At 66.8% G+C, this 25,309-nt stretch carries 17 protein-coding genes and 1 pseudogene; 15 read left to right on the forward strand and 3 right to left on the reverse strand.

Annotated elements, in window-relative coordinates:
• Positions 1-13 precede the first annotated feature (13 nt).
• On the forward strand, positions 14-442 hold the full coding sequence (locus OG389_RS28405; RefSeq protein WP_328301269.1) for an OB-fold nucleic acid binding domain-containing protein: 429 nt from the start codon (positions 14-16) through the stop codon (positions 440-442).
• Between the two features lie 2 nt (positions 443-444).
• The gene (locus tag OG389_RS28410) at positions 445-1,197 is read left to right on the forward strand and encodes a DUF3159 domain-containing protein (protein WP_328301270.1); all 753 of its coding nucleotides are present in this window, start codon (positions 445-447) and stop codon (positions 1,195-1,197) included.
• A gap of 87 nt (positions 1,198-1,284) precedes the next feature.
• On the opposite strand, the gene OG389_RS28415 is transcribed toward OG389_RS28410, so the two are convergent.
• Together OG389_RS28415 and OG389_RS28420 are read right to left on the reverse strand one after the other, a co-directional pair.
• Positions 1,285-1,947: a potassium channel family protein gene (locus tag OG389_RS28415; protein WP_214953432.1), complete on the reverse strand. Its 663-nt coding sequence runs from the start codon at positions 1,945-1,947 to the stop codon at positions 1,285-1,287.
• A complete protein-coding gene (locus OG389_RS28420; RefSeq protein ID WP_328301271.1) occupies positions 1,944-2,612 on the reverse strand; it encodes a potassium channel family protein in 669 nt (222 codons plus the stop codon). Before OG389_RS28420 ends, OG389_RS28415 begins: the two co-directional genes overlap by 4 nt.
• Before the next feature lie 241 nt (positions 2,613-2,853).
• Here OG389_RS28420 and OG389_RS28425 point away from each other — a divergent pair, with 241 nt between their 5' ends.
• From OG389_RS28425 to OG389_RS28475, 12 genes and pseudogenes are all read left to right on the forward strand, one after another.
• A complete protein-coding gene (locus OG389_RS28425) occupies positions 2,854-4,905 on the forward strand; it encodes an APC family permease (RefSeq protein ID WP_328301272.1) in 2,052 nt (683 codons plus the stop codon).
• Between the two features lie 116 nt (positions 4,906-5,021).
• On the forward strand, positions 5,022-6,356 hold the full coding sequence (locus tag OG389_RS28430) for a class I SAM-dependent RNA methyltransferase (protein ID WP_328301273.1): 1,335 nt from the start codon (positions 5,022-5,024) through the stop codon (positions 6,354-6,356).
• Positions 6,357-7,493: 1,137 nt separating this feature from the next.
• Complete coding sequence (locus OG389_RS28435) at positions 7,494-7,682, forward strand: hypothetical protein (RefSeq protein ID WP_328301274.1); 189 nt, start codon at positions 7,494-7,496, stop codon at positions 7,680-7,682.
• A gap of 62 nt (positions 7,683-7,744) precedes the next feature.
• Entirely contained in the window at positions 7,745-9,922 is a 2,178-nt protein-coding gene (locus tag OG389_RS28440; protein ID WP_328301275.1) for an AIPR family protein, read from the forward strand.
• 129 nt (positions 9,923-10,051) lie between these two features.
• A pseudogene (locus tag OG389_RS36855) lies at positions 10,052-10,374 on the forward strand (DNA helicase UvrD); the annotation flags it as partial.
• A gap of 220 nt (positions 10,375-10,594) precedes the next feature.
• Complete coding sequence (locus OG389_RS28445) at positions 10,595-10,744, forward strand: hypothetical protein (RefSeq protein WP_328301276.1); 150 nt, start codon at positions 10,595-10,597, stop codon at positions 10,742-10,744.
• 351 nt (positions 10,745-11,095) lie between these two features.
• The gene (locus OG389_RS28450; RefSeq protein ID WP_328301277.1) at positions 11,096-11,308 is read left to right on the forward strand and encodes a hypothetical protein; all 213 of its coding nucleotides are present in this window, start codon (positions 11,096-11,098) and stop codon (positions 11,306-11,308) included.
• A 978-nt stretch (positions 11,309-12,286) separates the two neighbouring features.
• Positions 12,287-14,020 carry an N-6 DNA methylase gene (locus tag OG389_RS28455; RefSeq protein ID WP_328301278.1) on the forward strand — a complete coding sequence of 578 codons (1,734 nt, stop codon included), beginning with the start codon at positions 12,287-12,289 and terminating at the stop codon, positions 14,018-14,020.
• On the forward strand, positions 14,017-16,047 hold the full coding sequence (locus tag OG389_RS28460) for a type I restriction-modification system subunit M (protein ID WP_328301279.1): 2,031 nt from the start codon (positions 14,017-14,019) through the stop codon (positions 16,045-16,047). The genes OG389_RS28455 and OG389_RS28460 overlap by 4 nt, the downstream gene beginning before the upstream one ends.
• A complete protein-coding gene (locus OG389_RS28465) occupies positions 16,044-17,264 on the forward strand; it encodes a restriction endonuclease subunit S (RefSeq protein WP_328301280.1) in 1,221 nt (406 codons plus the stop codon). The genes OG389_RS28460 and OG389_RS28465 overlap by 4 nt, the downstream gene beginning before the upstream one ends.
• 11 nt (positions 17,265-17,275) lie before the next feature.
• On the forward strand, positions 17,276-20,497 hold the full coding sequence (locus OG389_RS28470; protein ID WP_328301281.1) for a type I restriction endonuclease subunit R: 3,222 nt from the start codon (positions 17,276-17,278) through the stop codon (positions 20,495-20,497).
• A 75-nt stretch (positions 20,498-20,572) separates the two neighbouring features.
• Positions 20,573-22,228 carry a serine/threonine-protein kinase gene (locus tag OG389_RS28475; RefSeq protein WP_328301282.1) on the forward strand — a complete coding sequence of 552 codons (1,656 nt, stop codon included), beginning with the start codon at positions 20,573-20,575 and terminating at the stop codon, positions 22,226-22,228.
• A gap of 380 nt (positions 22,229-22,608) precedes the next feature.
• Here the strand turns inward: OG389_RS28475 and OG389_RS28480 are convergent, their stop codons facing one another.
• Positions 22,609-23,556, reverse strand: coding sequence for a methionyl-tRNA formyltransferase (locus OG389_RS28480; protein ID WP_328301283.1), 948 nt, complete (start codon positions 23,554-23,556; stop codon positions 22,609-22,611).
• Between the two features lie 261 nt (positions 23,557-23,817).
• Between OG389_RS28480 and OG389_RS28485 the strand changes: the two genes are divergently transcribed.
• Entirely contained in the window at positions 23,818-25,185 is a 1,368-nt protein-coding gene (locus OG389_RS28485; RefSeq protein WP_328301284.1) for a lysine N(6)-hydroxylase/L-ornithine N(5)-oxygenase family protein, read from the forward strand.
• Positions 25,186-25,309 lie beyond the last annotated feature (124 nt).

Below are 25,309 nucleotides of genomic sequence, written 5' to 3' on the forward strand. Positions count from 1 at the left end.
GTACGCTTCCTGTATGAGTGCTGAACCGCGTCCCGAGAACCCCGCGAAGCCGGCGAAGCCCGCCAGGCCGGCGGGCCGGTTCCGCCGGATGATAGAGCGGCTGTCCACCTCGCAGGAGGAGCTGCATTCGGCGGAGCTGCAGGAGGACACAGAAGCCGCGGGGTGCACGCGCATCTGCGACTGCCACGACCGCCAGATAGTCAAGGTGACCGGGACCCTGCGTACGGTCACCCTGCGCCCGCGCGCGGGCGTGCCCGCGCTGGAGGCCGAGCTGTTCGACGGCTCGGCCGCGCTGGACGTCGTATGGCTCGGACGTCGCTCGATCGTGGGAATCGAACCCGGCCGTCGCATGATTGCCTCAGGGCGGATCTCGATGAGCCACGGCCGTCGGGTGCTCTTCAACCCGAAGTACGAACTCCGACCGCTCGGACAGGAGCACTGACGGTGACGTCACTCGACAAACCGACGACCCCGACCTCGGCCACGGCCCCGGACGCGGAACCGTCCGAGGACCAGAAGGCCGTGACCCAGGCGGCCCTCTTCGATGCCTTCGGGGGCATCCGGGGCACCGTGGAGACGATGCTCCCCGGGCTGCTCTTCGTCATGATCTACACGATCAACAAGGACGTGAAGCTGTCCGCCATCGCGGCGGGCGCCGTCGCGGTGCTGCTGGTGATCGTGCGGCTGCTGCGCAAGGACACGGTGAAGCACGCCTTCAGCGGCGTCTTCGGCGTGGGCGTCGGCGTGGCCTTCGCCCTGTTCACGGGCAGCGCGAAGGGCTTCTACCTGCCCGGCATGATCTACGGCGCCGGCCTGGGCGTGGCCTTCACGCTCTCGGCGCTGGTGGGCTTCCCGCTGCTGGGGGTGATCCTGGGCCCGGTGTTCAAGGAGAACCTGTCCTGGCGCACGCGCAACCCCGGGCGCAAGAAGGCGTACACCAAGGCCAGTCTGGCCTGGGGCCTGATCTTCCTCGCGAAGTACGCGATCCTCTTCCCGCTGTACTGGTGGGGCGACGCGACGCAGCTGGGCTGGGTGCTGATCGCGCTGAAGCTGCCGCCGATGGTGCTGGCGGTGTACTTCACGTGGGTCTTCCTGGCGAAGGCGCCGCCGCCGATCAACGTGATCGCCGAATGGGAGGCCGAGGAGGCGGCGGAGAAGGCCGCCAAGGCCGCCAAGGCGGCGGAGCGGGGCCGGTAGCCCCACGCCGTCCGCGGCGGGACGCCGACGCCCGAGGGGCGCCGACCGGATTGGTCGGCGCCCCTCGGGCGTTCAGCGGGCCGCGGGCTAGTCCGCGGCCTGGAGGAGGTCCTCCAGCTGCTCCTCGCGGGCCTGGGCGGCCACGAAGAGGAGCTCGTCGCCCGGCTCCAGGGTCTCCTCGCCGTGCGGGGTGAGCACCCGGTTGCCCCGGATGATCGTGACCAGCGAGGTGTCCTCGGGCCAGGTGATCTCGCTGATCTGCTTGCCCGCGACCTGGGAGTCGGCGGGCAGGGTCAGCTCGACCAGGTTGGCGTCGCCGTGGCTGAAGCGCAGCAGACGGACCAGGTCGCCGACGCTGACGGCCTCCTCGACCAGTGCCGACATCAGACGGGGCGTGGAGACGGCCACGTCGACGCCCCAGGACTCGTTGAAGAGCCACTCGTTCTTCGGGTTGTTCACGCGGGCGACGACCCGCGGGACCCCGTACTCGGTCTTCGCGAGGAGGGAGACGACCAGGTTGACCTTGTCGTCGCCCGTCGCCGCGATGACCACGTTGCACCGCTGCAGCGCCGCCTCGTCGAGCGAGGTGATCTCGCAGGCGTCGGCCAGCAGCCACTCGGCCTGCGGAACCCGCTCCACCGAGATGGCGGTCGGGGCCTTGTCCACGAGGAGCACCTCGTGGCCGTTCTCCAGCAGCTCGCCCGCGATGGAACGGCCCACCGCGCCGGCTCCGGCGATCGCGACCCTCATGCGTGTGCCTCCTCAGGCCCCTCGGCGAAGGACGCCTCCACCTTGTCGATCTCGTCCGTGCGCATCATCACGTGGACGAGGTCGCCCTCCTGCAGGACGGTCGCCGATGTCGGCAGCATGGCCTCGCCCAGCCGGGTGAGGAAGGCGACGCGGACGCCGGTCTCCTCCTGCAGCTGGCTGACCTTGTGGCCGATCCAGGCGGTGGAGGTGTGCACCTCGGCGAGCTGGACACCGCCGCTCGGGTCGCGCCACAGCGGCTCGGCGCCCGACGGCAGCAGCCGGCGGAGCATCTGGTCGGCGGTCCACCGTACGGTCGCGACGGTGGGGATGCCCAGGCGCTGGTAGACCTCGGCGCGCTTGGGGTCGTAGATCCGGGCGGCGACGTTCTCGACACCGAACATCTCGCGGGCCACGCGGGCCGCGATGATGTTGGAATTGTCACCGCTGCTGACCGCCGCGAAGGCCCCCGCGTCCTCGATGCCGGCCTCGCGAAGGGTGTCCTGGTCGAAGCCGACCCCGGTGACACGGCGGCCGCCGAAGGACGCCCCCAGCCGACGGAATGCGGTGGGGTCCTGGTCGATGACCGCGACCGTGTGCCCCTGCTGTTCCAGGGTCTGCGCGAGAGCGGAGCCCACTCTTCCGCAGCCCATAATGACGATGTGCACGGCCGTCCTTCCGGCTGTCAGCGGCTCGCTGGTTTCCAGCCTCATTGCTGCTCTGGCTTAACAGGGTCTCAGACCATGGCCCAAGCTACACACGGGCGGTCACCAGTGTGCCCTCTTCAGAGGCAGTCGGCGGGCCGTAGCGCGGCGTATACGCAGCGTTCGGATGGCATATAGGGGCCGTATTGCCGTGTAGAGGGGTGCGGGTTCGTCAGCCTGATATCGAACGCTTACGATCCTCTGCGTGTCCAAACTGACCGACGTGCCCAAACGGATCCTGATCGGCCGGGCGCTCCGCAGCGACCGCCTCGGGGAAACGCTCCTTCCCAAGCGGATCGCCCTTCCTGTCTTCGCGTCCGACCCGCTCTCCTCGGTGGCATATGCCCCTGGCGAGGTCCTGCTGGTCCTGTCGATCGCGGGTGTGTCGGCGTACCACTTCAGCCCATGGATCGCGGTCGCGGTCGTGGTGCTGATGTTCACCGTGGTCGCCTCCTACCGGCAGAACGTCCACGCCTACCCCAGCGGCGGCGGTGACTACGAGGTCGCCAACACCAACCTCGGGCCCAAGGCCGGTCTCACCGTCGCGAGCGCCCTGCTCGTCGACTACGTCCTCACGGTCGCGGTGTCCATCGCCTCGGGCGTGGAGAACCTCGGCTCGGCCATCCCCTTCGTCGTCGAGCACAAGGTGCTCTGCGCGGTCGGGATGATCTTGATTCTCACTCTGCTGAATCTGCGCGGCATGAAGGAATCCGGAAAACTCTTCGCGATTCCCACCTACATCTTCGTCGCGGGCGTATTCATCATGATCGCGTGGGGAGCCTGGAGAGGGCTGGTCCTCGACGACTCCATGAAGGCCCCGACGGCCGATTTCGAGATCAAGCCCGAGCACCAGGGCCTGGCCGGCTTCGCGCTGGTCTTCCTGCTGCTGCGCGCCTTCTCCTCCGGCTGCGCCGCCCTGACCGGCGTCGAGGCCATCAGCAACGGCGTGCCGGCCTTCCGCAAGCCCAAGAGCAAGAACGCCGCGACCACCCTGGCCCTCATGGGCGGGCTGGCCGTGACCATGTTCTGCGGCATCATCGGCCTGGCCATGGCCACCGACGTCAAGATGGCCGAGAAGCCCGCGCTCGACCTGCTCGACAACGGCGTGGCCGTCGGCGCCGGGTACGTCCAGAACCCGGTGATCTCCCAGGTGGCCGAGGCGGTCTTCGGCAAGGGATCCTTCCTCTTCATCCTGCTGGCCGCCGCCACCGCGCTCGTCCTGTTCCTCGCCGCGAACACCGCGTACAACGGCTTCCCGCTGCTCGGCTCGATCCTCGCCCAGGACCGCTACCTGCCGCGCCAGCTGCACACCCGCGGCGACCGGCTCGCCTTCTCCAACGGCATCGTGCTCCTCGCCGGCGCCGCCGCGCTGCTCACCTGGATCTACGGGGCCGACTCGACCAAACTGATCCAGCTCTACATCGTCGGCGTCTTCGTCTCCTTCACGCTCAGCCAGACCGGCATGGTCCGGCACTGGAACCGTCACCTGAAGTCCGAGACGGACCCCGCCAAGCGCCGCCACATGATCCGCTCCCGCGCGATCAACACCTTCGGCGCCTTCTTCACGGGTCTGGTCCTGGTCGTCGTACTCGCCACCAAGTTCACCCACGGGGCCTGGGTCGCCCTGCTCGGCATGGTGATCTTCTACGGCACGATGACCGCGATCCGTAAGCACTACGACCGGGTCGCCACCGAGATCGCCGCCGCCGAGGAGCGCCCCGACGAGTACGTGCGGCCCTCGCGGGTGCACTCCGTCGTCCTGGTCTCCAAGCTGCACAAGCCCACCCTGCGGGCCCTCGCCTACGCCAAGCTGCTGCACTCCAACCGGCTGGAGGCGCTCAGCGTCAACGTCGACGAGGTGGAGACCAAGGCGCTCAAGGCGGAGTGGGAGCGGCGCGGGATCAACGTCCCGCTGAAGATCCTCGACTCGCCGTACCGGGAGATCACCCGCCCGGTGGTCGAGTACGTGAAGGGCCTGCGCAGCGAGAACCCGCGCGACGCGGTCAGCGTGTACATCCCCGAGTACGTCGTCGGGCGCTGGTACGAGCACCTGCTCCACAACCAGAGCGCGCTGCGGCTCAAGGGCCGGCTCCTCTTCACCCCCGGTGTCATGGTCACCTCGGTGCCCTACCAGCTGCAGTCCTCGGAGCTCGCCAAGAAGCGGGCCAAGAAGCGGGCCGAATGGAACGCGCCGGGTGCGGTGCGCCGCGGACCGGTGGACGCCCCGCGGCCGAAGGACCCGGCGGCCAAGGGCTGACGGCTCAGGGCTGCTGGCTCAGGGCTGATGGCGAACGGCCGGACGAGATCCACGTAAACTGGTGGGTCGGTCGTCCGGCCGTTCCTTTTTGATCACTTCCTTGGAGTCTCCCCACCATGACGACCGAGCAGAACGAGAAGCAGTCACTGGTCGGGGAGGAGTACGAGGTCGAGGTCGGTCCCGTCGCACACGGCGGGCACTGCATCGCCCGGACCGCCGAGGGCCGGGTCCTGTTCGTCCGGCACACCCTGCCCGGCGAGAAGGTCATCGCCCGCGTCACGGAGGGCGACGCCGACTCCCGCTTCCTGCGCGCCGACGCCGTCACCGTCCTGGACCCCTCCAAGGACCGCGCCCCCGCGCCGTGCCCGTACGCCGGCCCCGGCAAGTGCGGCGGCTGCGACTGGCAGCACGCCAAGCCCGGCGCCCAGCGCCGGCTCAAGGGCGAGGTCATCGCCGAGCAGCTGCTGCGGCTCGCCGGACTCACCCCGGAGCAGGCCGGCTGGGACGGTACGGTCATGCCGGCCGAGGGCGACAAGGTGCCCGCCGGACAGGTCCCGCAGTGGCGCACCCGCGTGCAGTTCGCGATCGACGAGGACGGCCGCGCCGGCCTGCGCAAGCACCGCTCGCACGAGATCGAACCGGTCGACCACTGCATGATCGCCGCGCCGGGCGTCAGCGAGCTCGGCATCGAGCAGCAGGACTGGCCCCAGATGGCCACCGTCGAGGCCATCGCCGCCACCGGCTCCGGCGACCGCCAGGTCGTCCTGACGCCCCGCCCCGGCGGCCGTCTCCCGCTCGTCGAGCTCGACAAGCCGGTCTCCGTCCTGCGCGTGGAGGAGAAGGACGGCGGGGTCCACCGCGTCCACGGCCGCCCCTTCGTGCGCGAGCGCGCGGACGGCCGCACGTACCGCGTCGGCATGGGCGGCTTCTGGCAGGTCCACCCCCAGGCCGCGGACACCCTGATCAAGGCCGTCATGCAGGGCCTGATGCCGCGCAAGGGCGAAATGGCCCTCGACCTCTACTGCGGCGTCGGCATCTTCGCGGGCGCCCTCGCGGAACGCCTCGGCGAGACCGGCGCGGTGCTGGGCATCGAGTCCACGAAGCGCGCGGTGGAGGACGCCCGCCACAACCTCACGGACTTCCCCCGCGTCCGCATCGAGCAGGGCAAGGTCGAGCAGATCCTCCCGAAGACCGGCATCACCGAGTGCGACCTGGTCGTCCTGGACCCGCCCCGCGCGGGCGCGGGCAAGCAGACGGTCCGCCAGGTGGCCGGCCTCACCCCCCGCCGCATCGCCTACGTGGCCTGCGACCCGGCGGCCCTCGCACGCGACCTGGGCTACTTCAAGGAGGCGGGCTACAAGGTCCGCACCCTGCGCGCCTTCGACCTCTTCCCGATGACGCACCACGTGGAGTGCGTGGCGATCCTGGAGCCGGTCGCCAAGGGCGCCTGACCTGAGGTTTCTCGGTACTCGTCAGCCGTTTGACCTGTTTCCGCGCACGCAGCGCGCGAAGGCCTGTTGGAGCTGGTGACGGCTATCTGACCTGCGGTTTCAGTACGGAGAACCGAGGCCGTCAGTAGCGGTGGCCGGATACTCCTCCAGCTACTGACGCTCACATGACGCACGTTCTGAAGCCCCTTCACATCGGCCCGGCCACGTCCAAGGACGTGGCCGGGCCGATGTGAAGGGGGTGGGGATTCGTAGGTGGGTAGCTCTTTGCTCCTCCGGACGCCTAAGTAGCGGTCCCCGTAGTGGTAGCTCTGAGTCGCCGCCCGGCATGGTGGGCCAGGGTGACTGCCACTCCGAAGCGAGGCACCGCACGCTAAATGGGTAGGTGGCGTTAGCTACCAGCTGTGGATCTTGCGCCCGTACTCCGTGTCCGGGTGGAGCAGGGCATCTGCGACCCGCCCGCCGGAATCCTTCGCGCCGCCACCGAAGTTGAGGACGCCGGACGCTTTGGCGCTGGCGGTCCCGTCCCAGTCCGGTGGGCTAGCTGGGTGCCGAGGTCACGCTGGCCCATGGGCATGGCCAGGAAATAGCGATGCCACGCCTCGACGTTGCGATCTGCCGCACGGCTTCGGCGATGAGTCCGAAGTACAGCTCGTAGGGCGACGGTACGGTGCTGGGCCTCTCGTGCGTGATGCCGTATTGCTCCGGGTTGTAGTAGAGCTGGTGCCAGGCATTGACCTGGGTTTCACCGTTGGTCAAGGAGGCGTATACGCGCTCCAACGCCTCACCGGGGAGGAGCGGTTCACGCAGGCCACCGAGGTATCGAGCCGGCCGCTCGCCCGCTGGGCCCGGAGAGCCGACAGGTGCTGGAGCCACGCACCCAGTGGGCGGCCATCCGCCTGCTCGGCGGCGCCTACCGGGCCGCGCTGCCCGAGTCCGACGGTTCGCCGACGTGTACGCCCGGTTCAACGCCCAGACCAGCGCACCGGCCCACGCCTGCCGCTACCAGGCCGTATGCTGTCGTGCCGTGCTCGGGCAGGCCACCGAGGCACTCGCTGCGCTTAAGGGCATTTCGGCGTTGTACGGTCCGTCTGCGGCGATGTCAGCGAGGAGGCCGTCAAACTACGCCGGGATATCGGGATGCTGTTCGCGCAGGGGTGGGTGGCAGAGGCCCGCCAGATCCTCGCACTCCTCCACGAGGATCTGTGCGTGGTCTACAGGCCGGACGACGAGATGACCGCCGAGATTGCCGAGGCGCTGGCGTCGATTCGCCTCGACTCTGACGATGAGGCTTCATCAAACGCACGGCATGGTGTACCCCACCCGTGAGACGATCTTGTCCATGGGTCGGTCGTGAGCAACACCGCCGGGTCTTCAGGAAGGCGCGAACGATGACGAACAAGCAGGCCGCAGCTGGCGACAAAGTGACCTTGCAGACCCGGCAGGTCAAGCAAGCCCTGAAGACCGTTTACCTGGATTCCGGCCTTGTTGACGGCAGCGATCTTGCAGGCAAAACGGGTGAGGATCTCGAGAAGCGCATGCTCTCGCGAGCGCTCACCGCCCAAGCTGTACGGATAGTCACTGGATTCAGCCCGCAGGAGGCTGCGCTCACTGTGATTGATGGCATCGCCGACAAGGGCATCGACGCCATCGCCGTGGTGGACGGCCCAGATCCACACGTCTATCTGGTCCAGGCGAAGTGGAGCAAAGACGGTAAAGCCAAGGGTGAGCGGGACACCGTCTGGGAGCTCCTCGCGGGACTGCGGCTCATCGATGACGAAGACTTCGCGGCGTTCAATCCGCGTGGTCGGCAGCTGGCGGAGTACGCCAAAGCTGCTATGTCAAAGGGCCCGACCCCGGTTACCCAGGTCGTCGTCCTCATGCGGACGGACGAGGTGAGCGAAGGGTTCAGCCATGCGCTGGTCGATGGCGAGAAGGAGTTCAATCGGCATGGGGACGTCCTTGACCACCGGATAATTCTGGCACCAGAGGTATGGGCATCCGTGCGGGAGGACATGGCACCCGAACCGGTCCAGTTGACGGCCGATCTGTTTCCGTGGTTCGCCGTCAGCGTCCCGTACGAGTCGTACCAAGGTGTAGTTGGGGCCGACCAGGTGTCTCAATGGCTGCAACACGGCGCCAACCTGTTCAATCTGAATATCCGAAATCCGCTGGGTAGGACGCCGATCAACAACGAACTGATCGCCACCCTCACCGAGGAGCCGGATAACTTCTGGTACTTCAATAACGGAGTCACGGTGCTCTGCGAGGCGGTCGAGCGCACACATCAGGCCATTCGCAACCCACAGGCACGACCAATCACCTTGACTTTGCACAACGCCAGCGTCGTCAACGGAGCGCAGACCGTCCGGTCCGTGGCCGAGGCCGTTGCCGCAGATGATTCGGCCGCGGATGCACAGGTGGGCGTCCGAATCATCGTGACGGGTAAGGCGGCAGACTTCGCCAAACGGACCACCCAGGCAACCAACCGGCAGAACCGTGTGGAAGCACGGGACTTCATCGCCCTTGACCCTGTGCAGGCGGCCATCATAGAAGAGATGCGTGCGGAACTCGGTTTGGAGTACAGCGTCCGGCGAAGCGAGCTGGATCCCACCGAGGACACCGGCTGTTCTGTGGTCGAGGCCGCGTGCGCGCTGGCGTGTGCTCACCCCGACAGTCAGTATGCGGTCAGGATGGCGACCACCCTCGACGTTCTGTGGGAGCGGGGCCCGCAGGGCATCTACGACGTCTTGTTCCGGCCTCAGCCTACGGCCTACTTGCTGTGGAATACGGTACGGGTTCTGCGAGAAGTCCGCCGCACTCTGCACGCGTTGCGTCCTGGCTACGAAAGTCGAGGCGCCGCACTCACCGAGCATGGCCTGTACCTGTTGACCCATCTCGTCTTTCGTCGCTTGGACACCGAATCCATCGATGAGCCGGATCCGACCCTGGATTGGGCAACCGCGGCTGAGGCCCAGGTACGAGGCCTGGTGACCGAGCTGCTTCCTTTGGTTGCGGGGGCCATCGACAGGCTCTATGGCGAACGCTCGCAGATCCGGGCCGTATGCGCCGACGTCGCCCGTAGCCGTGAGGTCGTCCTACGTGTGCTGCGCGCTGCTTCCGGGCCCGAGGCCTCGTCGGAGGCTGACAAGTACCGTCGGGTTCCGGCACAGCGGAAGCCGCGCCGTCCCAACGCGGTTCATGTCCTCATCGACCAGGGTGCCCTGGAAGAGGGGGCGCCGCTCACGCTCACCACGGCCTATCCGATGGAGGCCGAGGCTCTCAAGGACTGGCTGGCCGAGGATGATAAGCGGGGCCGGGCAACGTGGATCACCCACCGGACGAAGCCGGTCCTCTGGGCGGCTGACGGCCAGCAATACTCGCCATCTGGACTGATCACCCGAATGTGGGAGCTTGCCGAATGGGACCAGAGGCCTGTGGCCAACCAGGGCACCGCTCGATGGGTGACAGCCACCGGTGAGACCCTCGCCGACTTGGCCTGGCGTGTTCTCGGACAGCTTGAGGAGCCGGATGAAGACGCGGGTCTGGCAGCGGCTGCAAGCGACTGACGAAGTCAGGCGGGGCGCGAACGCGGTTCCCCCCCCTCGAAATCTGGTGGAGGAGAATCACGGCCATGCCCCGCCCCGCCTTCGATATCGTCTTCTGCGCCCAGATCGATAAGCTCCAGGGCTTGATGAAACAAGACGTGTGACCTGGCGGTTGAGGGTCTCACGGCTGTCGGCATGCGGGCCTCCCGCCTTCGCGGAGACACGCCGACGGACCCGGACGCCGTCAGGGGCATGACGCACTCTTTTCAAGGGCCTTGAATGCCGGTGCGTCGCGGTGATCGGGGTACATGACTGAGCCGTACCTGACGCCGGAGGTAGACCGCCTCCAGCATGAAGCCGATCTCCTGGCCGAACGCTTCCCGCTGTACATGGCCTGTACCCGCGCCAGGGACGGGCTCTACGTATCGTGGGTGGGGAGGCTGAATCCGTTCCTGGTGGAGGCGGCCGTATAGGTGTGCGGCGAGGCGTGAAGTCCATCGAGCCGGCCTGCGATGCAGGTTTACTGCCCGCGCTCCTGCTGGTGATTCCTTCCTGGATGGAGGAAGCCGGAGGCAGGCGTTGGAGGCTGAGACATGGTGTCGGACTGTCCGGCTCAGGAGGGGGCATTGAGGCACGACCACCGGAACGTGAGTATCCGCAGCAATGTCAGAGCGGTCTACCACCCTGCCGTCCGTGACGCTGACAGAATTCGTGAACCTCTCGTTCTTCTGGGGCTGGTGGACATTCTTCGAGGCTGTCTGGATCGCCCTGCTGTGGTGGGACCGCAGCCGAATGCTGGCCACGGTGGTGTCCCGGATGTCCGGCACGGGGTGCATTCGGTGAAGCGGCTGCGAAGCACGCGTCGACGCGCTGCTCGTGCAGTTGGAATGTAAGGACGTACCAGCGGAGGCTTGGCCGGACAGTAAGGAGCTCGTTGACCGGTGGCACCGTATCGTCGCCGGTCGCTGCGTCTCCGTACTTCTCCAGGCGGTGCCCATGCTCGTTGTGGTGCTGGCCTTGTGGTGGAGGACATCACCATTTTGGCGAGACCACAGTCACGCCTTTCAGGATGTTCGCCGCGATCGCCGCCATCGCCGGCTTTGGTGCTGTCTCCATCACGCTCATGGCGGGTGACGACCGTGCTGCCGCAGTTCCGACGCGGCCGGGGTTGTCACGGTGGCGTCGGTTCGCTTCTTGGAGATGCTGCTCGTTCCGGACGGCCGAAGGACACATGACTCGGCGCTTGAGGTGCACGGCAAGAATTTCGGGCGGCTTTGCAACTCACTGCGCGCCCAGGCGTGGCACACATCCCGCACGATGCCCCTCGCCGCGCATTTGCAGGTGCGCGCGACCACGGAACGTCTGATCTCTGCGCTCGCCGAACGCAACGAGCGCTACCTCTTCTGAGAGGGATCCGACCGTGACATCGCCGTCCGTGGTTTGTCCTGGCTCGTCGTCGACGCACTACGCCACAGCTGCAGGCCGCGTGAGCAGCGCGACAGCCTGGTGATCTTTGATGACGCACTCCTGGCGGACGTGCCAGAACCTGACGCCGTAGGCGTGGCGGCCGAGCCGCTCAGGAGCCGCCTACTTGCGGGGGCGGGGAAGGTCGCTGTGGCTGTGGGTCTCCTCACCGGGACGGTCCTTTTCCCCGGCGGCGGAGCCGTCCCGGATCTACTGGCGCCCGCGGGCCTGGCAAGCGTACCCATGGTCTGTCCCTCGCTGCGAGAGGAGTTGCACCGAACCAGGGAACTTCTCATCGGCGGCCGTCTGCCGGCAACGGGGCGCCGGAGATGGGGACGAAGCGCCAAGCCAGGCATCCTCCCCGCACCCTGCCCGACCGCAGGGTGTTGGCCGGTCAGCCGCAGCCGCTGGACCAAGGCCGGTCGCGTAGAGATGCCAGGGCCGATGGTGACGCTCGTTGGACGCGCGGCCGCACCGTCGAAGTCGCTATGCTGCCTCTGACCTGCAGGTTTATCGGCACTCAGGCCTGTGGGTTCCTTCCCCATGACCCACCACGTGGAGTGCGTCGCCATCTTGGAGCCGGTGCGGGAAGGCGCCTGACCTGCGGTTTCGGTTTTGGTAGGCAACTCCACCTGTCTTCGGACTGACAAGCAGGTGGAGGCTGATGTTCACAGCTACGGCCCCCTGACCCGCGGTCTTTGGTAGCCAGGAAGGGGGCGCGGCCGTAGCCCCGCTGGATCGCTGAGCCGGAGGGCCGTTCACCTCGCTCCGCGTGAGGTCGTGCACATGCCCGGATCTCGTCCCGTTGCGCTGGGCGGGGTGTCGGAGTTCCTGGCATGTGATACCCAGTGAACAAGTCAGTTAGCGCCGTCAACTGAATGTAACTTGGCGTTCAGGATGATCGCGGTGTACGGTCGCGCCATGACCGGAGGAAACGAGGCGCTCGATGCCACGGCGACCGCTGCGGAGATCGCACGGTTGGCGGGCGTGACGCGCGCTGCGGTGTCCAACTGGCGCAGGCGCCGCTCGGACTTTCCCGCGCCCGTCGGTGGCACCTCGGCGAGTCCCCTGTTCCCGCTCGCCGAGGTGCGGCAATGGCTGGAAGGGCAGCGTGAAGGGCGAGAGGTCAGTAGGGAGGTCCGACTCTGGCAGGCGCTGCGTGGCACCTATGGCGAGGAAATGGTCAGGGCACTGGCTGCTGTCGGGGAACATCTTCGGGGTGATGCGGCAGAGCTGACCGACCGGACAGCCCGCGAGGCGGTGGCCGGGCTGGCCGCCGACCGGTTGCCCACCGAGGTGATGGACGGTCTGGTCGCCCGGTTGCTGGAGTCCACCGCGCGCGCCGCGTTGGACGGCGCCTCGACATTGCGGCTGGCTCGCGCTGTCCGAGAGTTCGCCGGTGAGACCTCTGGCACCGTCTTCGACCCGGCGTGTGGTATCGGCTCGCTTCTCGTTGCGGTGGGCGGTGGTGCGGTCGGGACCAGGCTGGGTCAGGACAGGCAGGCAGTCGCGACGCGCGTGGCCAGGGTACGCGCGGCCTTGGCGGCCAACGGGGCGGCGGCGTTGGTTCGGGTTGTGGCGGGCGACTCGTTGCGGGCTGACGCGTTCCCCGATCTCTGCGCCGACCTGGTCGTGTGCGAGCCGCCGACAGCCGTGGCCGACTGGGGCCGTGAGCAACTGCTCATCGATCCGCGCTGGGAGGCGGGTGTGCCCTCACGAGGGGAGAGTGAACTCGCCTGGCTTCAGCATTGCTACCACCACACGGCACCCGGCGGGCGAGCCGTGGTGGTCCTGCCGGCGTCGGTCGCCCATCGCCGCTCCGGTCGCAGAATCCGGGCGGAGTTGGTGCGTCGCGGCTGCGTCGCCGCGGTAGTAGCCCTGCCGCCGGGCCTCGCTGCCAGCCACGCGCTTCCGCTACACCTGTGGCTGCTGAACCGTCCCTCCGGCCCCGGGCAGGCGACAGGGACCGTGCGCATGGTGGATCTCAGCGCCAACAGCCCGGACGGCCCCTGGGAGCCGCAGGCGCACCAGGAGACGGAGGTGCCGCTGATCGATCTGCTGGACAACGAGGTGGACCTCACGCCCAGCCGCTACGTACGCGAGCCGGAACCTGACTATGCGGTGGAGTACGCCACGCTGCGCGAGGATCTCGACATGCGCCTGAGCCGTCTGCGGGCGCTGCTTCCCGAGCTGCCATCGCGAGGCGGGGCCGACGGCCTAGACGATGGCGTCCCAGTGGCGGTAAGCGACCTGCTGGCAGCCGGTCTGCTCCGCCTCGATGGCGAAAAGCTCACCTCCGTCAGCGACCAGTTGGACCCCGACTATGTGCGCGGATTCGCCGGTAGCGCGGCGAATGCCCGGCGCAGCACGTCCTCCTCGGGTACGTTCCGAGCGGACCTGCAGGCAGCGCGTCTGCCCCGCATGGATGTCGAGCGACAGCGCCGCTACGGGGACGCTTTTCGCTCGTTGGGTGCGTTCGAGCACGAACTTGCCGAACTCGCCAGGATGGGCGACCGGGCTGCGCGGCTTGCCCGCGACGGTCTCACCGGGGGCGCCCTCGATCCGCCGCCTGCCTGCGACGGCGGCAACGCTGAACACCAAAGCATGACGAACGACGGAGACGCCGCAGTGGGGCGAGAGGATAGGACGCTTTGAGCAAGAACCAGGAACTGGCCGACTTCATCTGGTCGGTGGCCGATCTGCTACGTGGTGACTATAAGCGCTCGGAGTACGGAAAGGTCATCCTGCCGCTGACGGTGCTGCGCAGGCTGGACTGCGTCATGTCCCCGACCCGCCAGGCGGTGTGGGACCGGGCGGCCTCCTACGCTGGGGAGAACAAGGACGGGCTGCTGCTGGCAGCCTCCAAGCTCAAGTTCTACAACCTTTCCGAGCAGAACTTCGACACGATCAGCAGCGACGCGGCCAACGTGGCGAAGAACCTCAAGGACTACATCCGGGGATTCTCCTCGGAGGCCACTGAGATCATCAACCGCTACGAGTTCCACCTCCAGATCGACCGCCTGGACAACTCCGACCTGCTGTACCAGGTGGTGCGGAAGTTCGCCGGCCTGGATCTGAGCTTCAAAGCCGTGGACAACCACGACATGGGCTACGTCTTCGAGGAGCTGATCCGCAAGTTCGCCGATGCCTCCAACGAGACGGCGGGTGAGCACTTCACCCCGCGCGAGGTCATCGAGCTGATGGTCGAGCTGCTGCTCGCCCCGGACGACGACCGGCTCAACGGAGAAGGACAAGTCGTCAAGATCCTCGACCCGGCCTGCGGCACTGGCGGCATGCTCTCGGCAGCCGAAGAACACATCCGCAAGCTGAACCCGCGCGTTCGCGTCAACCTATTCGGCCAGGAGTTGAACGCCGAGTCGTACGCGATCTGCCGCTCCGACATGCTTCTGAAGGGCCACACGGCCAAGAACATCCGCTTCGGCAACTCCTTCAGCCAAGACGGCCACGACGGCGAGACCTTTAACTACATGCTCGCCAACCCACCCTTTGGTGTGGAGTGGAAGAAGGTCGAGAAGGCCGTACGCCAGGAGCACGAGGACCGCGGACTCGACGGCCGCTTCGGAGCCGGCCTGCCTCGGATCAACGACGGCTCGTTGCTGTTCCTGCAGCACATGATGAACAAGATGCAGCCGCTCAAGAAGGACGCGGCGGGCGACGAGGCCGGCGGCACCCGCCTGGCCATCGTCTTCAACGGCTCCCCGCTCTTCACCGGTGGGGCAGGGTCGGGCGAGTCTGAGATCCGCCGGTGGATCATCGAGCACGACTACCTGGAGGCGATCGTCGCCCTCCCGGACCAGCTCTTCTACAACACGGGCATCTCCACGTACTTCTGGATCGTCACCAACCGCAAGCCCGCCGATCGCAAGGGCCGTGTGATCCTCCTTGACGCCCGCGACCAGTGGACCAAGATGCGCAAGTCCCTCGGTGAGAAGCGCAAGGAGATCACGCGGGCGCAGATTGGAAATATCTGCGCGATCTATCGCGATGCGCTGAGCATCGCAAGCGGCGAAACCCATCCGGATCACGGGCGGGTGAAGGTCTTCGCCAACCGGGACTTCGGCTATCAGCGCATCACCGTGGACCGGCCGCTCAAGCTCCGCTTCGAGCTGACCGAGGAGAGCCTTGCTCAGCTCGGTGCGTCGGCGGCCGCGAAGAAGGCAGTCGGGGGCGAGGCGGCAGTCGAGCTGTTGCTGACCGCGCTCAAGCCGCTGCTCGGGTCGCAGTGGTCGACCAAGGCTGAGGCATGGGACGCCATGCGGACAGCGATGGTGGCTGGCGGCGTACTGTGGCCCTCTGCCGCGCCCTTCCAAAGGGCCCTGCGTGATGCCGTGGGAGTGACCGACCCGGAGGGTGAGGTCCAGCTCGTCAAGGGCAAGCCTGAGCCTGACTCCGACCTGCGCGACAACGAGAACGTCCCGCTGGGCGAAGACATCGACGAGTACTTCGCTCGCGAGGTGCTTCCCCACGTTCCGGACGCCTGGATCGCGGAGATCCGGAATCCGAAGACGAGGCAGCTGGAGCGGTTCAAGACGGGGTATGAGATTCCGCTCACGCGACACTTCCATACGTACACGCCAGCGAGGCCACTGTCGGAGATTGATGCGGAGTTGAAGTCGCTGGAGGCTGAGATTCAGCTGCTGTTGGGGGAGGTGGCGGGATGACTCTTTATCGCGTCAAGAATATTGCCCGAATCAACGCACAAACCCTTCCTGAAGGAACTCAAGCGGATTTTTCCTTTCGTTACATTGATATCGGTGCAGTCGACGGACTGGGGAATATTAGCATCCCGACAGAAGGAATCACATTCGAGAAATCCCCTTCGCGGGCTCGACGCCTCGCGCCAGCCGGCTCGGTCATCGTCTCGACTGTGCGCACCTACTTGAAGGCCATTGCTCCAGTCCCCAAAAGCGACGACCCATTGGTATTTTCCACTGGCTTCGCAGTTCTGGAGGCGACGGACCAAGTTGACCAGCGATACTTGGCTTACCATTGCCAGTCGCAGCCATTCATTGAAGCAATCGTCGCCCGTTCCGTCGGAGTCAGTTATCCGGCCATCAACGCAAGTGAAATCGGCAACCTTCCCATCGAGCTTCCGTCCCTCGACGAGCAGCGCCGCATTGGCGACTTCCTCGACGGCGAGATCTCCCGCATCGACACGCTTGTGGCTCTCCGTGCTCGCCAGCGGGATGTCGTACAGACCCGCAAACGTGCACACATTGAGAAGCTCCTCAAGGAGTGTCGTTCAGGGGAGTGGACTCGGGTGAAGTACCTGCTTCGAGCGCGACCGCGCTACGGAGTGCTTGTTCCTGCCTTCGTTGATGATGGCGTGCCCTTTGTTCGAGTCAATGACCTGCTTGATCTTCCAGGCAAGGTAAGCGGGTTGGCGAGAATTCCGAAGGCTCTCTCAGATCAGTACGCGAGGACAGTTGTTAGGCCGCGGGACGTGCTGCTCAGCGTAGTCGGAACATTGGGTAGGGCAGCCGTGGCTACGGACGACCTTGTCGGCGTCAATATTGCCCGAGCTGTTTGTTCGATTCGATTGCGACCGGATGTGAGCCCGAGTCTTTTCGTCGCTTGGGCTGGCACTAGCGAATTCGAGCATCAGGCTCTCCTTGCCACCGGCTCAGACTCTGCCCAGCCGACACTGGGGATGGAAGACCTATCGAATTTCACCGTCAGGTGGCCTGCAGACCTCAGGGATCAGGAGAGTCTTGTCGACCAGGCTGAAGAGAGTCAGCGGACGCATGGAGAGCTGATCCGACGCACCGAGAATCAGCTCGCTCTCCTAGCCGAACGCCGGCAGGCACTCATCACTGCTGCCGTCACCGGCCAGCTTGATGTCACTACCGCCCGTCCCGCGCACGACCGCGACCTCTGAGGGGGATTCAGATGAACGATGCCCGCGTGTACACCGAGAAGGCATTCGAGAACGCCGTGGAAGCGGCTCTGCTGCGCAGCGGCTGGCAGCGCGGGATGTCGAGCACCTACAACCACACGCTCGGCATCGACACCTCCGAGCTGGCCGCGTTCCTAGGTGCGTCGCAGAATGACGCTTGGCTGGCGCTCCAGGCCGCCTACGGCGAGGATGAAGAGCAGGCCATCGGCCGGTTCGCCAAGCGGGTGGCGCGGGAGATCGACTCGCGTGGCCTGCTGGACGTGCTGCGTAGGGGCGTGAATGACCGCAACGTCAAGATCCAGCTTGCGTACTTCCGTCCCGCGCACACCCTAGCCGCCGACGCCTTGGTCGAGTACGACGCCAACCGGCTCACCTTCGTGCGCCAGTTCCACTACTCCGAAGCGCGCCCGGCCGACAGCCTCGACATGGCGTTCTTCCTCAACGGACTCCCTGTCGCCTCGGTGGAGTTGAAGAACGGACTGACCGGCCAGACCGTCGAGGACGCCAAGCGTCAGTACCGCCGCGACCGCGACCCTAAGGAGCTGTTCTTCGCCAAGCGCAGCCTGGTCCACTTCGCGGTCGATCCGACACTGGCCTTCCTGACGACCCGCCTGGCCGGAGACGCCACCCGCTTCCTCCCCTTCAACACCGGCTCCGGCGGGCCCGGCCAGATCGGCGGCGCGGGCAATGTCCCGGCCGCGACCGATGGGAAGTACCCCATCTCCTATCTCTTCGACGAGGTGTGGGGCCGAGGTAACTGGCTGGAGCTGTTGCAGCGGTTCCTGCACGTCGAGGACGCCGCCGCGAAGGCCGGCCGGGCACCGTCACACAAGCCGGGGAGCGCGCACACGCAGCCGTTGATTTTCCCGCGGTTCCACCAGTGGGACGCGGTGCGCAAGCTCATCGCCCACGCGGCCCGCCACGGAGCGGGCGAGAACTACCTGATCCAGCACTCCGCCGGTTCGGGCAAATCCAACACCATCGGCTGGCTCGCGCACCACCTGTCCAGCCTGCACACCTCGCACGACCCTGGGCAGATCGCACCCGCCGCCCTCGCCACCGGTCTGGGGGTGAACAAGCTGGTCTTCGACAAGGTCATTGTCATCACCGACCGGCGAGTATTGGACAAGCAGCTCCAGGACACCGTCCATCAGTTCGACCACAAGTCCGGCGTGGTCGTGCGGATTGACGAGAACTCCCAGCAGCTCGCGGACGCGCTGACCGGGCCGACTGCCCGGATCGTAATCACCACGGTGCAGAAGTTCCCCTTCGTCCTGGACAAGGTCGCGGGGCTGGGAAGTCAGCGTTACGCGGTGATCATCGACGAGGCGCACTCCTCGCAGGGTGGGGAAAGCGCGGCGGCCTTGAAGAAGGCGCTGGGACGTCTCGGCTCGGACGCGGTGGACGAGGACGGTGACCCGCTGACGGCCGCGGCCTTGGCGCGCGGCAAGCAGCCGAACCTGTCTTTCTTCGCGTTCACGGCCACGCCCAAGGCGAAGACGATCGACCTCTTCGGCAACCCTTACGCCGATCCCGGCCCGGGGGAGCAGGAGAAGGGGCCGTTCCACGTCTACTCGATGCGGCAGGCCATCGAGGAGGGCTTTATCCTCGACGTGCTCGGCAACTACATCACCTACGCCACGTACTTCAAGCTCCAGGAGGCCGCTGCAGAAGAGGCGGAGCAGCAGGTGGACCCGCGTAAGGCCCGCTCGCGGCTGGTGCGGGCCGCGCTGATGTCGGAGGCGTCGATGGCCTCCCGGGCGAAGATCATCGTCGACCACTTCCGCTCGCACTCCAGCCCGCGCCTCGGCGGCAGGGCCAAGGCGATGGTGGTCACCTCCGGCCGTGACCACGCCGTACGGCTGTACCAGGCCATGCGGGCCTACATCGACCAGCGGGGCTTCACCGACTGCGGCACCCTGGTCGCGTTCTCCGGAGCGCTGACCCTCGACGGGATCGAGTACACCGAGCCTAAGCTCAACGGCTTCCCCGAACGCGAACTGCCGACACGCTTCGGCTACACCCGCGCGGACGACCCGAACCCGCCTTCCGTCCCCAAGCCCGAGTATCGCATCCTCGTCGTCGCCGAGAAGTACCAGACCGGCTTCGACCAGCCGCTGCTGACCACCATGTACGTGGACAAGATCCTTGCGAACCTGGCCGCGGTGCAGACCCTTTCCCGACTCAACCGCACCCACCGACTCAAGACTACCGAGGACCTGTTCATCCTCGACTTCGCCAACCGGCCCGAGGACATCGAGCAGGCTTTCCAGCAGTACTACGAGGCGTCGGTCAGCGAGCCCACAGACCCCAACCTGCTGTTCGACCGCGAACGCGAGGTGATGGCCTACCAGCTCCTGGTGGAAGCCGAGATGGACGCCTTCGTCACCGCGTACTTCGCAGCCTTCCAGGGCGGCTCGGCCACCGACACCGCCATCATGAAGGCCCACGCCCGCCTCTACGGCTACCTGCAGCCCGCCTTGGACCGCTTCAACGCCCTCAACGCCACCGAACCGGACACCGCCGCCGAATTCCGCCGCGCCCTGGACTCCTACACCAAGGCGTACGGCTGGCTCTCCCACGTCATCGGATTCGAGAACCTCGAACTGGAACGGCTCTACCAGTACGGACGCTTCCTGCTGCGCCGCCTGCCCGCGCCCGCCCGCAGCGCCGGCGCCGACATAGGGACGGCCACCCCGAGTCACATGCGCATCGCTCAGACAGGCACCCCGGAGCTGCGCCTGGAGGCGGCGGGCGCGCAGGTATTGCCTGGCCTGGTGCCCGAGGCGGCCGGAGCGGTGGCCGAGGCGGAGGAGATGTCGCTGGCCGAGGTGATCCAGTCCGTCAACGAGGAGTACGGGACCGGGCTGTCCACCACCGACCAGATCCTGCTCGGCCAGCTCGTTGTAGCCGTCAGTGAGGACCCCGAACTCCGGGCCATCGCCATGCACCAGGACCAGGACGTTTTCGGCGGGGAACTGGAGAAGGACCTCGACCGGATCGTCATCGACCAGGCGGCGTCCAACGACGCCCTGATGGTCCGCTACTTTGACGATGCCGACGTCAATCGCCTGTTCAAGCAGGTCGCGACCCAGCAGGCGTACCAGCTGATCCGACGCCCGGTCCGACGTGAGGCCGAGCGCCGGGCCACCGAGCAGCGGGCCACCGAGCTCAAGTCGTCCGGAAGCCGTCGGGCGGAACCGCCAACCACATAGCTTGTGCTCAGCAGAACGTTAGGCAAGGGGCCGGGTGGAGCGGTCATGCTCCACCCATGCAGAAGGGGACCTCGCATGGTGCAGGGTGGCACGCCGAGCTTCGACGCCGGCGTACCGGCCCGCGTGATCGCGGGCCGGTACCGGCTGCACACGCCGATCGGCGCGGGCGGCATGGGCGAGGTTTGGCAGGCGTACGACGAGCGACTGGACCGCCGGGTCGCGGTCAAGATGATGTTGGCCGAGAGCCCGGTCCCGCCTGGGTTCCAGGGCGCGGCCTTCGAGGAGACCCTGCAGACCCGCCGTGCCCGGTTCCTGCGCGAGGTCCAGATCACCGCTGGCATCGAACAGCTGGGTGTGCCGGCCGTCTACGACACCGGCACCGACGAGGCCAGCGGACGGCTGTTTGTCGTCATGCAGCTCCTGCAGGGACGCGAACTGCAGACGTTCATCGACGAGACCGACTACGAAAGCGAGACGGTCCCCGTCTCCTGGGCTGCGGCCGTCGGCGCCCAGATCGCCTCCGTTCTTGACACCGTCCACCGTCACGACGTCGTTCACCGCGACATCAAGCCGTCCAACCTGATGCTCACCCCCGGAGGCATCGTCAAGGTCCTCGACTTCGGCGTCGCCGCCCTGCGCGGAGTCGGTACCCTGCCCCGCCTCACCCAGGTCGGCATGACCGTAGGTACCCCGCCCTACATGTCTCCCGAACAGAGTCTGGCTAACGCCGTCGGCCCCGCCGCTGACGTATACGCCCTCGCCTGCGTGCTCCATGAAATGCTCACCGGCAAGCCGCCGTTCACCCCTGACGACAGCCGCTCCCACATGTGGCACCACGTCCACACCTCGCCCCCGCCCATCCGCACTCTGCGCCCGGACGTGCCGGCCGACATCGAGAAGCTCCTACTGGCGATGCTCACCAAGGAAGCCGAGCAGCGTATGGACGCGATGGCTGTCTACGACGCTCTCCTGCCCTTCGTCCACGCCTCCACAGGTGTCCCGACCGCGGCCGACGAGGGCACCCTCGACCCCCGTCTGCCGTTCCTGCGACCTTTCGGCAGCCGGGCACCCAGCCCCAGCGGTGCCGCCTCGTACACCCCAACCCTCGTGATTCCCTCGCCGCTCGCGCCCTCGCCGGTCGTCGAACTGCCCGGGCTGGAGATAAACCCCGCTGCATTGACCGACCACGAGGCGGGCGCGGTGTCCGACCGGGCAGCGCGGCTCGTTCAGGATGGCCAGTTCACCCAGGCCGCCGACGCACTCGCGGAGGCCATCGCGAGAGCCGCTGACCCGGAGCTCAAAGAAGGCATGCAGTTCAACCTTGCCCAGGTGAAGTTTCTGGCGGGAGGCCACCGCGAGGCTCTCTCGCTCTTTGAGCCGCTCGCCCACCACTACGCCGACCGTTACGGCGACCATGACGAGCAAGTCCAGCTGTGCTGGTACTACGCTGCGCAGTGCCGGATGGAACTCGGCGAAGCGACCGCCGCCATCCAGGCTTTCGATCGAATCAGCGAAATCACGCCCGACGAGGGCGACGAGGACGCAGTCAACCGTCACCTCGATGCTCTCGCACGGCTGATGAGCCTGTACGCCGCGACGGAAAGCCTGCACCAGGCACTGGATATCGGAGAACGGCTCAGGTCGGAAACCTCTCGTGTACGGGGAAGTGACTGGCCTGGACTTGTACAGATCGACACCTATCTCCGCCGCCTTCGCCAGGACCTGGGCTGAGGCCGACTCTGCGGGTGTGAGCTGCATGAGTAGCCGCCGCGCTGTCGCGGAGCAAGCTGGCGGAGTGCTGCTGTGTTCTGCAACGTTCGCCGGTGCTTGCCGTACAGCCTCGTGCCGTGATCACCGCGCGCCATTCCGTTCTCCGTTGTGACGCTGGTTTGACGCACGGGCCCCCGTGGCTGGAGTGGTGTGGCCCTCTGACCTGCTGTTTTGTGCTCCAGGTAGGTGACTACTTCTTCCCGATGACGCACCACGTGGAGTGCGTGGCGATCCTGGAGCCGGTGGCGAAGGGCGCCTGACCGGCGGGCCACCCGGTGCCGGCCCGCCGGGGGGCCACCCGGCGGGCCGGCACCACGTGGCGGCAGTGGTCGGGTCCGGCGTCAGGGGCGGTTCGTCAGGTAGCCGCCCATGGTCGTGAAGTACTCGGACGCGGCCAGCTCCCGGCCGTCCTCGGTCCGTACCCGGGTGATGGCCAGGCCGTGGTTGCGGCCCGTGCGCGCGTCGGCCCCGGCGACGATCACCACGCCGTCGCCCTCCCGGTAGAAGACGCGTCCGGGGGTGCCGCCGTACAGGCCCTCGGAGACGACGGCGGCGAGCACCTCCAGGCGCTTGCCCTTGTGGAAGGTGAAGGCGGCCGGGTAGGGGGCGCACTGGGCGCGGACCAGGCGCTCCAGGACCTCGGCGGGCCAGGCCCAGTCGATCCGGATGTCCTCCTCGGCCCTCTTGTGGAAGAAGGTGGCCTGGGAGCGGTCCTGCTTCGTGAACTCGGTCTGTCCGGAGGCGATCAGGTCGAGGGCGCCGATGGTGACCGGGGCGATCAGGTCGACCGTCTTGTGGAACAGGTCCGTGGTCGTGTCCGTCGGGCCGACGGCGACCGCGTGCTGCAGGACGATGTCGCCGGCGTCGAGCACCTCGTCCATCATGTGCGCGGTGACGCCCACTTCGGACTCACCGTTGATGAGGGCCCAGATCAGCGGGGAGAATCCGGCGTACTTGGGCAGCAGCGAGTCGTGCACGTTGAGGGTTCCGTGACGCGGCAGCGTGTAGATGCGCGGGGGGATCCAGGTGCGCCAGTTGTTGGCGACGAGGATGTCCGGGTCGGCTTCCTTGAGCAGCTGGAACAGCTCCTCGTCGTCAGGGCGGTTGCGTATGACGACCGGAACGCCGTGCTCCTCGGCCAGCTCCGCGACCGAGTCGCTCCAGATCTTCTCGTAGGCGTGGTCGCTCTTGGGGTGCGTCACGACCATGACGACGTCGTGCTCGGAGTCCAGGAGCGCCTTCAGGGTGCGATGGCCCCAGGTCTGATAACCGAACATGACGACCCGCATCGGGGTTCCTCCTCAGAAGCGCACAATGTCTAGAGGCAAGTAAAGCAAGGCTTACCTAACGACGCAACAACCCCGATTCTGGGCTTAATTGACCCGAGTCTGAGCCTTCTGTCCGTTTTGTTCGGTCGACAGTCCGGCTGGATCAGGTTAGCTTTACCTAAGTTCCACTCGGCTGCCGGTCACCGGTGCGCCTGGACTCCCCCTTTCCCCACACCTGACACGACGCCTGGCAGGCGGCTGTCCCGCACCAATGGGAGTGACATGTCACAGGCTGTTCCTGGCGACGCACCACTGATCCACGATCTGATCGGTATCGGCTTCGGGCCGTCGAACGTCGCCATGGCGATCGCGCTCAGCGAGCACAACGCGCGCGTCGGGAGGCAGGAGGCGGTCACCGCCCACTTCTTCGAGCAGCAGCCCCGTTTCGGGTGGCACCGCGGCATGCTCATCGACGACGCGACGATGCAAGTGTCCTTCATGAAGGACCTGGTGACGCTCCGGAACCCGACCAGCGAGTACAGCTTCCTCTGCTACCTGCAGAGCAAGGGCCGCCTGATCGACTTCGTCAACCACAAGAACCTGTTCCCGCTCCGGGTGGAGTTCCACGACTACCTCGAGTGGGCCGCGGCCAAGGTCGACGACATGGTCTCGTACGGCCACCAGGTCGTCTCCGTCGAGCCCGTGACGCGTGACGGCGTGATCGAGTACCTCGACGTGACCGCGCGGTCCGGCGACGAGGTCGTCGTCCACCGGGCCCGCAACCTCATCGTCGGAACCGGACTGCGCCCGGTCATGCCGGAGGGCGTCGAGCGGACCGACCACGTCTGGCACAACACCGACCTGCTGACGAAGGTGGACGGCCTGGAAGACGGCGAGCCCACCCGCTTCATCGTGGTCGGCGCCGGCCAGAGCGCCGCCGAGAACGTCGCCTACCTGCACCGACGCTTCCCGCAGGCCGAGGTCTGCGCGGTCTTCTCCCGCTACGGCTACAGCCCGGCGGACGACAGCAGCTTCGCCAACCGGATCTTCGACCCCCAGGCGGTGGACGAGTACTACTCGGCGCCGGAGGACATCAAGCGCCGGCTGATGGACTACCACGGCAACACCAACTACTCCGTGGTGGACATCGACCTCATCGACGACCTGTACCGGCAGTCGTACCAGGAGAAGGTGCTCGGCACCGAGCGCCTCCGCTTCCTGAACGTCTCGCGCCTGACGGGCGTGGAGGAGACGGCCGACGGGGTCCGCGCCACCGTCAAGTCCCTCGTCACCGGCGAGGAGAGCGTGCTCGACGCCGACGTCGTGGTGTGCGCCACCGGGTACCAGCAGGCGGACGGCTTGGGCCTGCTCGGCGAGGTCGCCGACCGGTGCCACCGCGACGACCAGGGCCGGGTCCGGGTCGAACGCGACTACCGCGTGACGACCGACCTCGAACTGCGCTGCGGCATCTACCTCCAGGGCGGTACCGAGCACACCCACGGCATCACCTCCTCCCTGCTGTCCAACACCGCGGTGCGGGTCGGCGAGATACTCGACTCGATCCTGGACCGGAACCTCAAGACCGTGCCCGACCAGGCCCGGCCGGTCGCGGGGGGAGCCGGGAGCGGCGCCCGCCAGGCGGCCGTCTAGCAGGTCGGTCCCGGCCCGCTGCCGTGCTTCCGGTGTGTTCGCACCGCGGGCACGGCAGTAGTGTTTGCAAGCCGCAGATCCACGAAGAAGGAATGCCCGTGCCCCCTGGTACCCGTCGCCGCGC

The organism is Streptomyces sp. NBC_00435 (assembly GCF_036014235.1).
Lineage (GTDB): Bacteria > Actinomycetota > Actinomycetes > Streptomycetales > Streptomycetaceae > Streptomyces.

Coding starts and splice junctions, on each gene's coding strand:
- OG389_RS28405 (WP_328301269.1), top strand. CDS start 14: ATGAGTGCTGAACCGCGTCCCGAGAACCCCGCGAAGCCGGCGAAGCCC.
- OG389_RS28415 (WP_214953432.1), bottom strand. CDS start 1,947: ATGAGGGTCGCGATCGCCGGAGCCGGCGCGGTGGGCCGTTCCATCGCG.
- OG389_RS28430 (WP_328301273.1), top strand. CDS start 5,022: ATGACGACCGAGCAGAACGAGAAGCAGTCACTGGTCGGGGAGGAGTAC.
- OG389_RS28435 (WP_328301274.1), top strand. CDS start 7,494: ATGCTGTTCGCGCAGGGGTGGGTGGCAGAGGCCCGCCAGATCCTCGCA.
- OG389_RS28440 (WP_328301275.1), top strand. CDS start 7,745: ATGACGAACAAGCAGGCCGCAGCTGGCGACAAAGTGACCTTGCAGACC.
- OG389_RS28455 (WP_328301278.1), top strand. CDS start 12,287: ATGACCGGAGGAAACGAGGCGCTCGATGCCACGGCGACCGCTGCGGAG.
- OG389_RS28465 (WP_328301280.1), top strand. CDS start 16,044: ATGACTCTTTATCGCGTCAAGAATATTGCCCGAATCAACGCACAAACC.
- OG389_RS28470 (WP_328301281.1), top strand. CDS start 17,276: ATGAACGATGCCCGCGTGTACACCGAGAAGGCATTCGAGAACGCCGTG.
- OG389_RS28475 (WP_328301282.1), top strand. CDS start 20,573: ATGGTGCAGGGTGGCACGCCGAGCTTCGACGCCGGCGTACCGGCCCGC.
- OG389_RS28480 (WP_328301283.1), bottom strand. CDS start 23,556: ATGCGGGTCGTCATGTTCGGTTATCAGACCTGGGGCCATCGCACCCTG.
- OG389_RS28485 (WP_328301284.1), top strand. CDS start 23,818: ATGTCACAGGCTGTTCCTGGCGACGCACCACTGATCCACGATCTGATC.